At 44.5% G+C, this 15,807-nt stretch carries 13 protein-coding genes; 11 read left to right on the forward strand and 2 right to left on the reverse strand.

Going from position 1 to position 15,807, the window contains the following annotated elements; genetic code table 11:
* Nucleotides 1-39: 39 nt before the first annotated feature.
* Complete coding sequence (locus tag AC5YBX_RS04465) at nt 40-1,443, reverse strand: M28 family peptidase (RefSeq protein WP_494524419.1); 1,404 nt, start codon at nt 1,441-1,443, stop codon at nt 40-42.
* 135 nt (nt 1,444-1,578) lie between these two features.
* On the opposite strand from AC5YBX_RS04465, the gene AC5YBX_RS04470 reads away from it, so the two are divergent.
* The gene (locus AC5YBX_RS04470; protein ID WP_110456556.1) at nt 1,579-1,875 is read left to right on the forward strand and encodes an ArsR/SmtB family transcription factor; all 297 of its coding nucleotides are present in this window, start codon (nt 1,579-1,581) and stop codon (nt 1,873-1,875) included.
* Between the two features lie 151 nt (nt 1,876-2,026).
* Here AC5YBX_RS04470 and rpsT read toward each other — a convergent pair whose 3' ends face one another.
* Complete coding sequence (gene rpsT, locus AC5YBX_RS04475) at nt 2,027-2,293, reverse strand: 30S ribosomal protein S20 (RefSeq protein WP_494524420.1); 267 nt, start codon at nt 2,291-2,293, stop codon at nt 2,027-2,029.
* Nucleotides 2,294-2,540: 247 nt separating this feature from the next.
* Here rpsT and murJ point away from each other — a divergent pair, with 247 nt between their 5' ends.
* The 10 genes from murJ (at nt 2,541) to AC5YBX_RS04525 (ending at nt 15,806) form a co-directional block, all read left to right on the forward strand.
* Entirely contained in the window at nt 2,541-4,100 is a 1,560-nt protein-coding gene (gene murJ, locus AC5YBX_RS04480; protein ID WP_494524421.1) for a murein biosynthesis integral membrane protein MurJ, read from the forward strand.
* A gap of 65 nt (nt 4,101-4,165) precedes the next feature.
* The gene (gene ribF / locus AC5YBX_RS04485; RefSeq protein WP_494519828.1) at nt 4,166-5,101 is read left to right on the forward strand and encodes a bifunctional riboflavin kinase/FAD synthetase; all 936 of its coding nucleotides are present in this window, start codon (nt 4,166-4,168) and stop codon (nt 5,099-5,101) included.
* 33 nt (nt 5,102-5,134) lie between these two features.
* On the forward strand, nt 5,135-7,957 hold the full coding sequence (gene ileS / locus AC5YBX_RS04490) for an isoleucine--tRNA ligase (RefSeq protein ID WP_494519827.1): 2,823 nt from the start codon (nt 5,135-5,137) through the stop codon (nt 7,955-7,957).
* A 10-nt stretch (nt 7,958-7,967) separates the two neighbouring features.
* Complete coding sequence (gene lspA, locus AC5YBX_RS04495; protein ID WP_494519826.1) at nt 7,968-8,480, forward strand: signal peptidase II; 513 nt, start codon at nt 7,968-7,970, stop codon at nt 8,478-8,480.
* Nucleotides 8,481-8,484: 4 nt separating this feature from the next.
* Nucleotides 8,485-8,907: an FKBP-type peptidyl-prolyl cis-trans isomerase gene (fkpB, locus tag AC5YBX_RS04500; protein WP_494519825.1), complete on the forward strand. Its 423-nt coding sequence runs from the start codon at nt 8,485-8,487 to the stop codon at nt 8,905-8,907.
* Nucleotides 8,908-8,936: 29 nt separating this feature from the next.
* Nucleotides 8,937-9,866 (forward strand): 4-hydroxy-3-methylbut-2-enyl diphosphate reductase, encoded by a 930-nt coding sequence (ispH, locus tag AC5YBX_RS04505; protein ID WP_494521653.1) that lies wholly within the window; start codon nt 8,937-8,939, stop codon nt 9,864-9,866.
* A gap of 231 nt (nt 9,867-10,097) precedes the next feature.
* The gene (gene pilV, locus AC5YBX_RS04510) at nt 10,098-10,637 is read left to right on the forward strand and encodes a type IV pilus modification protein PilV (protein WP_494519824.1); all 540 of its coding nucleotides are present in this window, start codon (nt 10,098-10,100) and stop codon (nt 10,635-10,637) included.
* Nucleotides 10,638-11,618, forward strand: coding sequence for a PilW family protein (locus AC5YBX_RS04515; protein WP_494524422.1), 981 nt, complete (start codon nt 10,638-10,640; stop codon nt 11,616-11,618).
* A 13-nt stretch (nt 11,619-11,631) separates the two neighbouring features.
* Entirely contained in the window at nt 11,632-12,102 is a 471-nt protein-coding gene (locus tag AC5YBX_RS04520; protein ID WP_494524791.1) for a pilus assembly PilX family protein, read from the forward strand.
* The gene (locus AC5YBX_RS04525) at nt 12,099-15,806 is read left to right on the forward strand and encodes a pilus assembly protein (protein ID WP_494524423.1); all 3,708 of its coding nucleotides are present in this window, start codon (nt 12,099-12,101) and stop codon (nt 15,804-15,806) included. Before AC5YBX_RS04520 ends, AC5YBX_RS04525 begins: the two co-directional genes overlap by 4 nt.
* The last annotated feature ends 1 nt before the right edge of the window (nt 15,807 follow it).

The following is a 15,807-nucleotide window of genomic DNA, read 5'->3' on the forward strand; positions in this document are numbered from 1 at the left end:
GATGATATTGGATTTTTTGTCTGTGGTGTTGCCCTTGACTTATTTTGACGTATCTACAGGTCTTAAGGGGATGTCTGATTGCGCCATCAAATAGGCAAATTGAGCATAGGCTGCCGCATTTTGCGCTAATGCCTTAGGATCGATTTTATCTAGAGTATCGTTAGGGGTGTGATGATAATCAAAATAGTCGCTGCCATCTTGGCGTAATGAAGCAACTGGCACGCCATAGCTAGGTAGCATAGAAACATCTGGTCCCCCAGAGGCGTTATTATTGCCGGCAGCGACATCATTGGCTTGCATAGATTGGGTCAGTTGTTGTAATGGGTTAAACGCATCGGGGTCCACATTAAAATCAATTTGATAGATGCGTCCAGCACCAAAGTCGGACTCAGCAGCAATGTAGTGTTTAGCTAGCTCTTGCTGATGTGCTTTGGCATAGGTTTTACCACCGATTAAGCCTATCTCTTCTGCCGCATACAGCACGACTCTGACTGTACGGGCAGGCTTCGTCGCTAGTTGTGAGATTAAATGGCCGGCAGTGGTGACAATGGCCACGCCTGCGCCATCATCGATAGCACCTGTGCCCTCATCCCATGAATCTAAATGGGCACCAATCAGTACAATTTCATCGCTTTTGCTGCTGCCAGTGACTTCAGCAATCACATTGTAGGAGGTGGCATAACCTAAATTTGTCGGTGACATGTGCAATTGCAGCACGACATTGGGATCGCGTTTTAACATCAATCCTAATAAATCTGCATCTGGCGCTGACATGGCGGCCGCCGGGATTTTTGTCACACCCTCTTGATAACGCATCATACCGGTATGCGCCATACGATCATGATCGGTACCAATAGAGCGAATGACTATGGCTAGAGCGCCTTTTTTAGCGGCAGCCACAGCACCTTTAGAGCGGCCACCAACGGTTTGGCCATAGCCTTTGCCCGTTTTAAAGCGGGGGGTGCGATGATCGATAAAGACAATTTTGCCTTCGACTTGCTGCCTGTCGGCTTGTTCGAGTGCCGCGAGGTTGGCAAATTGAACAATAGGGGCGCTTATGCCTGTAGTTGAGGTTGCCACACTGCCGCCAAGGGCGGTGATGACTATCGGTTGGGGGAAAGGAGAGACCACCCGAGCACTGGCTTCACCACGTTGCCATACGGGGATTTTTACCGGCTCTTTATAGACCTTATCAAACCCTAATGAATTGAGTTTGTCTTCGGCCCATTTTACGGCGAGTAAATCTTGTTTACTGCCTGGTAAGCGTGGGCCCACTTCAACGGTTAATGATTCGACAATATCAAACGCCAATGTTGAGTTTAATGCTTGTTGTTGCAGTTGCAGGCTCACCTCTTGATGATTATCTTGTGCGGGTGTTTGTTGGCAGCCAATTATTCCAGCAAAAAGAGCGCCGGAGAGTAGAGTAAGGGCAGAGCGTTTCATGAGTTTCCTTTGTTTTTATTACGTATGTCCCATTTTTGAAAACAATCTACCAAAAAGTGTGCTTTATGTCCCGACTATATCTTTAAGTCAACGCTATATTAGTGCCGGGGTTTGTTTTAGGAGAGATTGCTCGTAATGAATATAGAATTGATGCAGCAACGAGCTGACAATGCTGTTGTATTGCTCAAGGCGTTGGCCAACGAACGTAGGTTATTTATCTTATGTTACCTTCTGAGTGAAGGTGAGATGTGTGTGGGTGAGATGAATAAGAAGTTAGGCCTAAGCCAATCTGCGTTGTCACAACATTTAGCGTGGCTCCGTAAGGATAATTTAGTTGAAACGCGTAAAGAAGCTCAAACCGTCTTTTACTCGCTAAAGAGTCAAGAAGTGTCTGAGATCATTAAGCTGCTCAATACTATCTACTGCCATTGATCTGAAACGGTTAGTGCAGCGAGGGCAAAACTGACATAGCGAAAGCTTTGTCAGTTTTTTTATTGCCTTTTTATGATGAAAGACACGGTCTTGGTAAATTGCAGATACAAAAAAACCGGCTTGAGCCGGTTTTTTTATGTCGCTAACAGAATTAAGCAGTTAGAGCTTTGATTCTGGTATTCAAGCGAGACTTTTGACGAGCAGCTTTATTCTTGTGAATAAGGCCTTTAGTCGCCATACGGTCAACGATTGGTTGTGCAACATTAAATGCTTCAGTCGCCGCTTTGTGATCGCCAGCGTTGATAGCAGCGATAACTTTCTTAACGTATGAACGTAACATTGAACGACGGCTAGCATTATGCTGACGACGTTTTTCAGATTGAAGCGCGCGCTTCTTTGCAGACTTGCTATTAGCCAAGGTGCAACTCCTAAAAGGGTTAGATATTTTTAAAGGTCGAGGAATATGCCTTTTTTTAGTCACTTTGTCAATGACAATGATCGGATCTTTATCTTAAAGATAAATTAATCAGAGCATACTTGGCGTTCTTCAACCTAACTCGTGTAATATGGTGCGCAATTCTAGCAGCAAAAGCTGCATTGGGACAGAGCTTAAATAGACTTTTCCGTTTATTTTGTCGCTGTCTGTGCTCAGAACAGGGGGCATTTTGAGCAAAAAACTATTTAAGTCTGGCATGATCGTTAGTGCCATGACGTTGATTTCTCGTATTTTAGGGCTTGTGCGCGATGTGGTTATCGCTAATTTAATGGGCGCCGGTAGCAGTGCCGACGTGTTCTTTTTTGCCAATAAAATTCCTAATTTTTTAAGGCGTCTTTTTGCTGAGGGAGCCTTTGCACAAGCTTTTGTGCCGGTATTAACGGAATATCAAGAAAAACACAATGCACAAGAGGTACGTGAACTGCTGTCGAAGGTGGCAGGTACACTGGGGATTTTAGTGACGATAGTCACCCTTGTCGGGGTGATAGCTTCTCCGGTATTAACCGCCTTGTTTGGTGGTGGCTGGTTTTTAGCTTGGTTAAATGATGAACCTAATGGTGAAAAGTTTGAACTAGCCTCATTAATGCTTAAAATTACCTTTCCCTACTTGTGGTTTATTACCTTTACTGCATTGGCCGGCTCAATTCTTAACACTCGAGGACGCTTTGCGGTATCGGCTTTCACGCCAGTGTTTTTAAACGTAGCCATCATCGCAGCGGCCATCTATCTCGCGCCGACATTGCAAAAACCTGAAATAGGCCTCGCCTGGGGTGTCTTTTTCGGTGGGGTGATCCAGTTCTTGTTTCAAATTCCCTTTTTGTTACGCGAAAAGGTATTAGTTAAGCCATCATGGGGTTGGCATCATCCTGGGGTTGTGAAAATTAGAACCTTGATGATCCCGGCGTTATTTGGTGTGTCAGTGTCGCAAATTAATCTGCTGCTCGATACCTTTATTGCCAGCTTCTTGGTGACAGGTTCGATCAGTTGGCTCTATTATTCCGATCGCTTATTAGAGTTCCCCTTAGGCTTGTTTGGCATTGCCATTGCGACGGTAATTTTACCGGCATTATCTAAGCGGCATGTAAATGCGCAAGGCCAAGGGTTTTCGCTGACCATGGACTGGGGAGTGAAGGCCATTTTATTGCTTGGGCTACCGGCTATGTGCGGCTTAATCGTGCTGGCTAAACCTATGTTAATGGTGCTGTTTATGCGCGGCGCCTTTAGCCTTGAGGATGTCAATATGGCGTCATACAGTTTAATGGCTTACGGTGCAGGCTTACTCAGTTTCATGTTGATTAAGGTACTGGCCCCTGGTTATTACTCTCGCCAAGATACTAAAACACCCGTGCGCTATGGCATCATCGCTATGGTCAGTAATATGGCGTTTAACCTTATTTTTGCCATTCCCTTTGGTTATGTTGGTTTAGCCATTGCCACATCCATGTCGGCGTTGCTGAATGCTGGCTTGTTATATCGTGGTTTACATCGCGCTGGGGTTTATCAGATTAGTAAGCAAACATTAATATTTTTCATCAAAACCTTGGTAGCAGCTGGCTTAATGGTAATTGTGTTGTTATTGAATTTACCTATTTTAGAACAATGGCTTGCCATGTCTTTCACTGCTCGAGTTATGGCGTTATCAGGCCTTATAGGACTCGGTGCTGTGGTCTACTTATTGGCTATGGTATTGTTAGGAATTCGTCCTTGGAGAATGAAAGCTGGCTTTTGAGTGCTGATTATCGTGCTTAGCTGGTATATAATCCGCCAACTTATGCTAGCTAGTTATTGAATGTAATGGAACTGATCCGCGGTATACACAATATTTTACCTAGACACCATGGCTGTGTGCTAACCATTGGTAATTTCGATGGTGTGCATCGAGGCCATGCCGAAGTCATTACTGCGCTAGTTAAAAAAGCGCAGCAGCATGGTGTTCCAGCAACGCTTATGACCTTTGAACCTCAGCCTCAAGAGCTGTTTCAAGGTGATAGCGCGCCTGCACGCTTGAGTCTGCTGCGGGATAAAATTGTGTTGCTTGAAGAGTTAGGGATTGACCGCTTACTGTGTGTTAACTTTAACCGTAAGTTTGCCGCGATGCCTGCTGAAGCATTTATCGAACAATTGTTGGTCAAACAGCTTGGGGTTAGATACTTAGTTGTTGGTGATGACTTTTGTTTTGGCCAACATCGTAGCGGTAATTTCGACATGCTTAAGCGTGCGGGTGAAAAGTTTGGTTTCGCCGTGGTCAGCACCGCAAGTTTTGTCCTTGGAGACAAGCGCGTCAGCTCCACCGAAATTAGAAAGCAATTGGCACAAGGCAATTTAGAGCAAGCTAGGCGTTTACTCGGGCACCCTTTTACCCTGTGTGGCCGTGTTGCCCATGGTGAAAAAATTGGGCGTACTATCGGTTTTCCGACAGCCAATATCGCCTTGAAACGTAAAGTCTCTCCGGTGCGGGGGGTATTTGCTGTTAAGTTGTTTTGGGCCGGAAGTGATATCTATGAAGGTGTCGCCAACGTTGGTTTTAGGCCGACAGTCAATGGACAGCATTGTCAGTTAGAAGTCCATTTATTTGATTTTGATGGTGATCTTTACGGAAAAACCGTTGAAGTTGAATTAGTGGCAAAAATTCGCGATGAACAGCCATTTAAATCGTTAGATGCGCTGAAGCGACAAATTAAAAATGATGCTGACAGAGCACTGGCTCTGCTTGGCTTTGATGCAGGCTGAGCTCTTTTAGCTAAATAAACGGTATAGGATCAAATGAGCGACTATAAATCTACTCTGAATTTACCGGAAACAGAATTTCCGATGCGTGGTAACTTGGCTAATCGTGAGCCAGAGATGTTGAAATCTTGGACCGAAAAAGGTTTATACCAAAAGATTCGTGAAAGTCGCACAGGGGCTAAGCCTTTCATTTTGCATGATGGTCCTCCATATGCAAACGGTGACATTCATATTGGTCACTCTGTTAACAAAATCCTCAAAGACATTATTATCAAGTCTAAGACCATGTCGGGTTTCGATGCCCCTTATATTCCTGGTTGGGATTGTCATGGCCTACCGATTGAACTTAAGGTTGAGCAGAAAGTCGGCAAACCTGGTCATAAGGTTTCAGCAGCAGAGTTTCGCCAACAATGTCGTGAATACGCGGCCAAGCAAGTCGATGGTCAGCGTGAAGACTTTATCCGTTTAGGTGTGTTTGCCGATTGGCAAAATCCATACTTAACCATGGATTTTAGCACCGAAGCCAACATCGTTCGTTCATTGTCTAAAGTGATTGAAAGCGGCCATTTACACAAAGGCGTTAAGCCAGTGCATTGGTGTACCGATTGTGGTTCTGCTTTAGCAGAAGCGGAAGTGGAATATGAAGACAAGATGTCGCCAGCTATCGATGTGGCATTCTCTGTGGTTGATAAACCTGCACTGTTAGCTAAATTCGGTTTAAGTGACTACAAGCATACTATTTCAGCGGTTATCTGGACAACGACGCCATGGACACTGCCAGCTAACCGCGCCTTATCGGTTGCGGCTAACATTGAATATACCTTGGTTGAAATCACTAAAGATGGCCATACTCAAGCCTTAGTGTTAGCCGATGAATTGGTTGAGTCGTGTGTGGAGCGCTATGGCGCACAAAGCCACACTGTGCTAGCAAAAGTAGCTGGTGCTGAGCTAGAGCTATTACGTTTTAACCATCCCTTCTACGACTTTGATGTGCCGGTTATTCTAGGCGATCACGTCACTGTTGATTCTGGTACTGGTGTGGTGCATACCGCGCCTGGTCATGGTCAGGACGATTTCGTCGTTGGCCAAAAGTACGGTTTGGAAGTGGCTAATCCTGTTGGTGATAACGGGGTTTATAAAGCCGATACTGAGATCTTTGCTGGTCAACACGTATTTAAAGCCAACAAGAGTGTGATTGCGCTGCTCGAAGAGAAGGGCGCCTTAATGAATCATGTGGCGATTAATCACAGCTACCCGCATTGCTGGCGCCATAAAACGCCAATTATCTTCCGCGCTACGCCACAGTGGTTCATCTCAATGGATCAAAAAGGGCTACGTACGCAAGCATTGAGCGAAATTAAACAGACGCAGTGGATCCCAGATTGGGGCCAAAGCCGCATCGAAAAAATGGTCGAGAACCGTCCTGACTGGTGTATTTCACGCCAGCGTACTTGGGGCGTGCCGATTACCTTGTTTGTACACCGTGAAACTGAAGAATTACACCCAGACAGCGTGGCATTGATGGAGCGCGTAGCGCACCGCATTGAGCAACAAGGTATTCAAGCTTGGTGGGATCTCGATGCCGCAGAACTGCTTGGTGATGAAGCGGAACAATACCGTAAAGTCACTGACACCTTAGATGTGTGGTATGACTCAGGCTCGACTTTCTCATCGGTTGTTGCTGCGCGTCCTGAATTTAATGGTCATCCCATTGACCTGTATTTAGAGGGAAGCGATCAGCACCGTGGTTGGTTTATGTCATCATTGATGATCTCAACCGCCATGAACGGTAAAGCCCCATACAAGCAAGTATTGACTCACGGTTTTACCGTTGATGGTCAAGGCCGCAAGATGTCTAAGTCTGTGGGTAACGTGATTGCTCCGCAGCATGTCACCAATAAATTGGGAGCTGACATTCTTCGCCTGTGGGTCGCAGCCACCGATTACAGCGGTGAAATGACCGTTTCTGATGAGATTTTAAAGCGTAGCGCCGATGCCTATCGTCGTATTCGTAATACCGCTCGTTTCTTGCTAGCTAACCTTACTGGTTTCGAGCCGGCAACCGATATGGTTGCCGTCGAAGACATGGTGGCGTTAGATCGCTGGGTTGTACGCCGCGCTGCAGCGCTGCAACAAGAACTGCTTGAAGCGTACGATCAATATAACTTCCACTTAGTGACGCAAAAACTGATGCAGTTCTGCTCGGTTGAGTTGGGTAGTTTCTATCTTGATATTATCAAAGACAGACAATACACGGCTAAAGATAGCAGCCATGCACGTCGTAGCTGTCAGTCTGCCTTGTATCTGATCTCTGAAGCCATGGTGCGTTGGATTGCACCAATCTTAAGCTTTACCGCAGATGAGATTTGGCACTTACTACCGGGCGAGCGTGGTGAATTTGTCTTTACCGAAACCTGGTTTGAAGGTTTGCAATCGGTGACGCTTGAGTCTGACTTGAGTGATGCTTATTGGCAGCAGCTGTTGAGCGTGCGTGATGAAGTCAATAAAGTGATTGAAAATGCACGTCGTGAAAAGCAAATAGGTGGCTCGTTAGAGGCTGAAATAACTCTTTATGCCGACGAGACTCTTGCTAGTGCATTAAACACTTTGGGTGACGAGCTGCGCTTTGTGTTACTCACCTCCAAGACTACAGTGGTTGATTTAGCACAGGCACCTGCCGATGCCATTGCGACTGAATTAGCTGGCCTGAAGCTAGGTTTGCATAAGTCGACTGCTCACAAGTGTGAGCGTTGCTGGCACCACAGAGAAGATGTTGGCCAAGTGGCTGAGCATCCAACCTTGTGTACGCGCTGCGTGACTAACATCGAAGGTGACGGCGAAGTTCGTCAGTTCGCGTAAGGGAATCGTTATGCCATCAAGCTGGAAAGAGAGTGGCTTACGTTGGTACTGGATAGTTGTGTTGGTGTTTATCGCCGATCAACTTTCCAAACAATGGGTGTTAGCCAGTTTTGACCTGTATGAGTCAATCAAGTTGTTACCATTTTTTAATTTCACCTATGTGCGAAATTATGGTGCAGCCTTTAGCTTTTTGAGTGATGCAGGTGGTTGGCAGCGTTGGTTATTTACTGTGGTAGCCGTCGGCTTTAGTACTCTATTGACTGTGTGGCTGCGCAAGCAGCACCGCGGTCTGTGGCGATTAAACTTAGCCTATACCTTGGTTATTGGCGGTGCATTAGGTAATTTAATCGACCGTTTACAACATGGGTTTGTTGTCGATTTCCTTGATTTTTATTGGAATACGAGTCATTTCCCCGCCTTTAATATTGCCGACTCAGCTATCTGTGTCGGTGCGGGGCTTATCATTGTTGATTCGTTTATTACCGAGCGTAAACCAAACGGCGAAAGTGCCGCAAAGGGGTAATTCAGTGTCTGTATCTCGTTCGTTATTGTGCCACATGAATATAGTACTTGAAGATGGTTCGACCGCTGACAGTACCAAAGCATCGGGCAAGCCGGCTAAATTGAACATTGGTGATGAGACGTTAAGCCCAGCTTTTGAGGCTGAGCTTATCAATTTAACTCAAGGCGATAAGCACAGCTTTACATTGCAGGCGGCCGATGCCTTTGGTGAGTCCAATCCAGATGCAATTCACCATATGGACAGAACAAAATTCCCCGCCGATATGAACTTAGAGGCTGGCGTGATTGTCAGTTTTGCTGGCCCCGGTGGCAGCGAAATTCCGGGGATTGTACGTGACGTGTTAGGCGACTCGGTGACGGTTGATCTCAATCATCCATTGGCAGGTCGCGCCGTTACTTTTGAATTAGAAGTGGTTCAGGTACTTTAATTATGGCGATGACCAACCCTCCGCAAAGTTTGCAAATCAAACTGGCCAACCCTCGTGGTTTTTGTGCCGGCGTCGATCGCGCCATCAGCATTGTTGAGCGTGCCCTTGAACTGTTTTCGCCGCCAATTTATGTGCGTCATGAGGTGGTGCATAACCGTTACGTGGTGCAAAACCTAAAAGATAGAGGCGCCGTGTTTGTCGATGAGCTAAATCAAGTGCCCGATGACAGCATAGTGATCTTTAGTGCACACGGAGTGTCGCAGGCTGTTCGCACTGAAGCGAAACAACGCGGTTTACGCGTTTTCGATGCAACTTGCCCATTGGTGACTAAGGTGCATTTGCAAGTGACTAGAGCGAGCCGTAAAGGGATTGAATGCATCCTTATCGGCCATGCTGGGCATCCTGAAGTTGAAGGCACCATGGGGCAATATGACAACCCTGACGGTGGGGTTTTACTGGTGGAGTCTCCAGCCGATGTTGAAGCATTAGTGGTAAAAGATCCTGAAAACCTATGTTTTGTCACTCAAACTACGCTTTCAATGGATGACACTGCCGATGTTATCGCGGCTTTACAGCAGCGTTTCCCGTCGATCCAGGGGCCACGTAAAGATGATATCTGTTATGCCACCCAAAACCGTCAAGATGCGGTGCGCAATGTGGCCGATGATGTCGACTTGTTTATCGTGGTCGGTTCTAAGAACAGTTCAAACTCTAACCGGTTAAAAGAACTGGCCATAAAGAAAGGCACTCAATCATATTTGGTCGACAATGCCGATGATATTGTCGCCGAATGGTTTGATGGTGTCGAAAAGGTCGCTGTGACCGCCGGAGCCTCTGCGCCTGAAGTTTTGGTTAAGCAAGTAATCGATGCCATCGCGCAGTTAGCACCAAGCGTGATAACTGAAGTGGAAGGGCGTAAAGAAGATACTGTTTTTGCCGTGCCAGCGGAACTGAGGTAATTAACCGATTGTTTTGGTTTAAAAAGGAGGCTTAGCCTCCTTTTTTGTGTTTAAAATTCACGCAATTGAACGAGCTTACTTCAAGCTGGATTAATGGATTACTAGCAGGTAACATTCGACTAATCTACTATTAACGAGTATAGTTTATGGTCAAGCTAACTTTCAGATTTGTATAGAGTATATGGCTGAAATGGCTGTCAAGATTATGGCGTATATCGGAGAGTTGACACCATGAAAAACAGTGGGAAAGGGTTTTCCCTCATCGAAGTGATGGTATCGCTGGTCATTTTAGTTATTGGCTTAGTCGGTATTTTTAATCTTCATGTGATTGCCAAGCGAGGCAGCTTTGAATCCTTCCAGCAAACCCAAGCTTCCTATTACGCAAACGATATTATTAACCGTATGAAGTTAAATCGAGGCGAGATAGCTAATTATGCTGGAGTCTATTCAGGAGTACCTTCTGCTGCGGGAAAAGAGTGTAAGGGGGCTGCGCTATGTGATCCTGCTGAACTCGTTGCATGGGATTTATATGAGTGGCGTGCTTCTTTTGTAGGGACTGCAGAAACCGTGGGTGGCAAAAATGTCGGCGGATTAGATACGCCGACGGGGTGCATTAGCGTTGCTGTTAATACGGTGACAGTTGTGATGGCATGGCGAGGTATAAGAGAAACTAAAATTGATGCCGACTCACCTATTATCGACACATCACCAAAGTGCGCTGCTAGCACTGAAAACCGCCGTATCTATTCTATTCAAACAGTGATTATATAGATGAAAAACACGTCAGGTCGTTATTATTTCCAGTCAGGGCTATCACTTGTCGAGTTGATGGTCGCTTTGGTGATTAGCTTATTTTTAACTGCTGGCATATTCACCATGTTTAGCATGTCTTCCTCTAATGTCACCACTACTAGTCAATTTAACCAACTGCAAGAAAATGGCCGTATTGCCTTGGCGATTATGGAACGCGACCTTTCACAACTTGGGTTTATGGGAGATATGACGGGGACTGATTTTATCGTCGGTACAAATACTACAATCAATTCAGCGGCAGTGCCTAATGATTGTGTTGGTGGCGGTGTTAATAATGCATCTTTACCAAATAGCACAGCATCTCATTTCCGGCGTTTATGGGGATATGAAGCGGGTGTCAGTGGTGCAAGTTTTAGTTGTTTAACAGGTGTAAAAAATAACACTGATGTACTTCAAATAAAGAGGCTTAGTGGGCCAAGTACTTTGACGGCTAATGATGCGTCGAATCATTATGTTGCTACAACGTCTAGCCAAGCAATTTTTTTTACGGGTAATCAAACTACGCCTGTATTAGATAACAGTCGACTTTGGGAATACGTACATCATATCTATTTCATCAAAAATGATGGCTCTACTCCGGTACTGAGAAGGAAAACTCTTTCTGTTACAAGCGGAATGAAAAATGAAGAGCAGCTTGTTGAAGGGATTGAAAATATGCGAATTCTGTATGGGATTGATGACAATGGAAATGATATCCCAAATCGCTATGTGCCTCCAGCAAGCGTTGATACAACCATGTGGGATAATCAATCATTTCAGAGGATTGTAGCACTTAAAGTTTTTTTGCTTGTTAGGGCTGTAGAGGAAGATCGGAGTTACACTAACGAAACCCAATATTTATTGGGTGATAAAACGATTCAGGCTCCAAAAGATCATTTTAGGCGAAAAGTTATGTCTACAACTGTGGTTTTAGAAAATCCTGTTCTAATTCGGAGTTAGAGTAAGTATGAATATGCAAAAGCAAAAAGGTGTAGTGTTATTTTTTTCACTGATTGTACTTATCATAATGACGGTAATAGGAGTTGCTTTGGCGGTTAATTCAACTCAATCTCTGCGAATGGCAGGTGCTGGTGCAGAACGAGTGGAAGCTAAGGCTCTAGCTGATGGCGGTGTGGCAGCGGTATTGCTCAATAAAACCCCTGCCTTTTTAGCTACTATGACTAGTATTGACAATGGCAATAGCTATTCAAGTGGAACTCAAGTGTTGACCCCTCTTCCTCTTGTTGATGATGGTGCTGGAGGCCTAAAAGTAGACCCTAAGAATGTTTCTTGTCAGCGAAGTGCTGATGCAAGTGGTACCGATTTATTTAAATGTCGACGTATCGAAATATCTAGTCAGGTAAGTTTTGGTCGGGATAAGTTAGGTCAGCTTACTGTGGTTACAGGTGTTGAGCAGAAAGTGCTCAATGGGAGTGGAGTATGAAGTTTAATAAAATATTATGTGCAAGCCTAGTCGCTGCACTGTCTGTACCTGTGCAATCACTGGCTGACGATACGGATTTATATTTAAATCCTGCTGAAAATAACGTTCGTCCTCAAGTGCTTATTATTTTTGATAACTCAGGCAGTATGGATACAATGGTTGAGGGATTGCCCGGAGGATATGAACCTAGTACAACTTATACTCCAATGGATAGTTCAAACTCTTATGATGACGGGATGATCTATTTTGCTGTGGGTACAGGCATTGATGAAGCGGGTTTAGGTATTCCTGATAGCCCTTCTGAAACAAATCGTTTTAACGATTTAATAAACGGGTGTGCCGAGGCCCGAACAGCACTTAAAAAGTATGGACGATTTTCCGGTTATATACGGGAATACATTACCCAAGGTAACGGCGCTGGGACTTGGCAACCAATCAAACAAAATTCAGGTAAGGAGCAGAATAATCCAGTTGATTGTTATGAGGATATTTCTGCTAAAAATCTCAGTAATAATAAAGATTCATTACCCAACACCGGGTTTGAAGATGGTTATCCTCAAGATGGAGTAACTACAGGTAACGGGCAGAAGAAAGAGTATGCCCCTTGGGGGCCAGTAGCAAAAGTTAACGGTTTTAATACTGGTGAAATTGTTACGTTATATACAGCTAACTATCTCCGTTGGTATCGGCATTACCAAAAAGCAGCTGAGGGCGGTGACTCAGCTTCAGGAGACTTCCCTGATCAAACCCGTTTGGCTATAGCTAAAACAGCAATCTCAAGTGTGATCAGTACTGTTCCCTCTGTTGATTTTGGTTTGGCGGTGTTTAACTTAAACTTTCCTTATGAAGGAGATAGTGATGGTGGCCGAATCGTTGCGGGGATAAAACAACGTACAGGAGCAGAAAAAGAAGCGTTAATTAATACTATTACCAATCTTCCTGCAGAGACAAATACTCCTTTATGTGAAACGTTGTATGAGGCATATCGTTATTTTAGTGGTGATAAAATCCACTTTGGACATAGCGATGAAAATTATAACGGCCGTGGTTTCAAGTATACTGCGAATCAACCTATGTATGACACCGGTATCGAAATTGGCGGAGGCTATAGATCACCTTTATCCAAGTGCAATAAAGTTGCTCATGTTATCTACATTACAGATGGGGCTCCGGTACTTGATAAAAATGCCGATACATTGATTGAGGGGTTAGGTGGGAAAGGGTTTGTTTATAAAGATGCAGAAGGAAGCCAGCCTGCAAAAGAAAGCTTTATGCCTGCATTGGCGGAATATATGTTTAATACAGATATTTCATCTGCTGATGGATTTCAACGTGTCATTACCCACACTGTCGGTTTTAGCTTAGGTGAGGATAAGGATTCTGCAGAACCATTGCTCATAGAAACCGCAAACCGTTCAAGTGACCCAAAGAATGGGCTTAAAGGCACTTATTCAAGAGCGGATAATACAGTTGAATTAATCGAAGTCATCACTAGGCTTATAGGTGAAATAGATAGTGTCGGCCAGCGATTCTCAGCGCCAGGTGTTGCTTTTAGTAGTGCCGATCCTACACGTACCCTTGATTCTGCTTATTATGCGCTTTTTGAGCCTTCTCAAAGTCCTAAATGGACGGGTAATCTCAAGAAGTTAAAAGTTAATAGTAGTGGTGGTTTAGTCGATGCTAACGGTAACCCTGCAATCGACACGTCGGGAGGTATTGCTAATACTGCCTGTACAGTATGGAGTACTTGCAGTGCTCAGGGTGATAAAAGCGGGTATACAGATGCTAATGGCCCTGTCGATGGCGGTAATGTTGTTGCTGCTGGGGGAGCCGCAAGAAGTATAATTCCGAGTAAGCGCGTTTTATATAGCGATTTAAATGGGTTGACGGAGTTTTCTGCTAATGCTGCGGGTATTACGAATACTATCAGTATGTTTTCATCGAAGGCTGGTGATCAGAGCAACTTAGCCACTTATATGGGGTTGCCCGTAGATAATGCAGATGAAGAATTAATTAAAGCGTTTCAGTGGATTCAAGGCTGGAATGTAGACGTAGCCTCTTACAATCAAGATGGTACTCCAGAAGAGTATACGTCAATAGACATTAACGGCGTAAGAGCCGACATCATGGGTGATCCACTTCACTCTCAACCGCTTGCAATCGATTATGGTGACTATACTATGATCTTTGTAGGTACAAACCATGGAGTGATGCACGCGTTTAAAGATGTAGGCGATGATGTAACTGAAGATTGGGCTTTTTTGCCTTACGAATTATTACCAAATATTAGTGTGATTAGACGAAATGATTATTCTGTGGGGCATGGTGTCTATGGTCTTGATGGGTCTCCAGTCGCCCATGTCGAACGTAATGGTGGGGCGATAAATAAAGCTTGGCTATTCTTTGGTATGCGCCGTGGTGGTCAGTCCTACTATGCATTAGATGTATCAGGAGCGTCACCTAAGCTTATGTGGCAGATCTCTAATGAGACTAATGGTTTTGCTGATTTAGGCCAAACCTGGTCAACGCCAGTGGTGACAACAATACCTGGTTTTAAAGGCCCGGTGCTTATTTTTGGTGGTGGGTATAATGCTGGCTATGATAGCGGCGGCGGTAAAAATTCTGTAGGACGAATGGTGTATATAGTTGACGCTTCCACAGGTAAACTTATTCACTCATTTGGGGCTGCAGGTGCCACATCTTTACCGAATATTGAAGACTCTATCGTTGGCTCTATAGCGACTTTAGATAGTGATAGTGATGGAGTGACAGATAGGCTGTATGCGGCAGATCTTGGTGGAAATGTGTGGCGCATGGATATGCCTTCGGATGAAAAGACAACTTGGAGTGGATTTAAATTTGCTCAGGTTGGTGGCGCACTAAGTAATAATGATAGGCGATTTTTTTACGAACCAACCGTCGCGCAAACCTATTTTACTAATACATCAAACGTAACAGTGACAGATGAATCTGGCACAACAACGACTGTTGCTTATCAAAATGTACCATATGATGCTGTGACTTTAGGTACTGGTAATAGGGCTGATCCATTAAGTACATCAACGAATGATATGTTTTTTGTTTTTCAGGATAGGCATGTGATTACTCAGCAGTTTGGTTCAGGTGGAACATCGGTACCATCCCCGCTTAGCTATCCAGATAACCTTTACAACATTACTTCTAGTTCACCGGCGTCAGAAAGTGAAAACATAGCTTTTGGTGAAAAAAGAGGTTGGTACTATGATTTTGCCGGAGTTGGAGAAAAAAGTTTGTCTCCGTCGGTGATTATTAGTGGTAAAGTTTATTTTACTTCCTTTACACCAACAGGACCTGCACCGGATGCAGATTCATGTTCGGTTTCTTCTGTAGGCAAGTTATATACATTAGATTTACACCGAGGAGGACGGTATTCAGAAGAATATCCTGATGGAGGAGACACTGAAATCCCACCATATATAGAAGTCTGTGATAACTGTATTCCGCAGCCCCCTAAAATAATTACAGCCCCTGCTTGCGAAGGTTTGGATTGTGAGGATGATGAGGCTCCTAATAATGGAACTGCAATCGATTGCGAAAGCACTGCGTACTTAATTATAGGTAAAGGTATGTGTGATGATAATGGGTTTAATTGTACCGGAACAATTAATCTTGATGCCTGTTTAAATACCAATAAGATTTACTATCATCAAGATGAGAGTAATTAAG

The sequence above is a fragment of the Shewanella sp. 492 genome, assembly GCF_059338445.1.

Bases quoted from the DNA above. Each gene is read 5' to 3' on its own strand.
- AC5YBX_RS04515 (WP_494524422.1), top strand. From the start codon at position 10,638: ATGAAAAACACGTCAGGTCGTTATTATTTCCAGTCAGGGCTATCACTT.
- AC5YBX_RS04465 (WP_494524419.1), bottom strand. From the start codon at position 1,443: ATGAAACGCTCTGCCCTTACTCTACTCTCCGGCGCTCTTTTTGCTGGA.
- AC5YBX_RS04525 (WP_494524423.1), top strand. From the start codon at position 12,099: ATGAAGTTTAATAAAATATTATGTGCAAGCCTAGTCGCTGCACTGTCT.
- AC5YBX_RS04470 (WP_110456556.1), top strand. From the start codon at position 1,579: ATGAATATAGAATTGATGCAGCAACGAGCTGACAATGCTGTTGTATTG.
- AC5YBX_RS04520 (WP_494524791.1), top strand. From the start codon at position 11,632: ATGCAAAAGCAAAAAGGTGTAGTGTTATTTTTTTCACTGATTGTACTT.
- lspA (WP_494519826.1), top strand. From the start codon at position 7,968: ATGCCATCAAGCTGGAAAGAGAGTGGCTTACGTTGGTACTGGATAGTT.
- ileS (WP_494519827.1), top strand. From the start codon at position 5,135: ATGAGCGACTATAAATCTACTCTGAATTTACCGGAAACAGAATTTCCG.
- pilV (WP_494519824.1), top strand. From the start codon at position 10,098: ATGAAAAACAGTGGGAAAGGGTTTTCCCTCATCGAAGTGATGGTATCG.
- ribF (WP_494519828.1), top strand. From the start codon at position 4,166: ATGGAACTGATCCGCGGTATACACAATATTTTACCTAGACACCATGGC.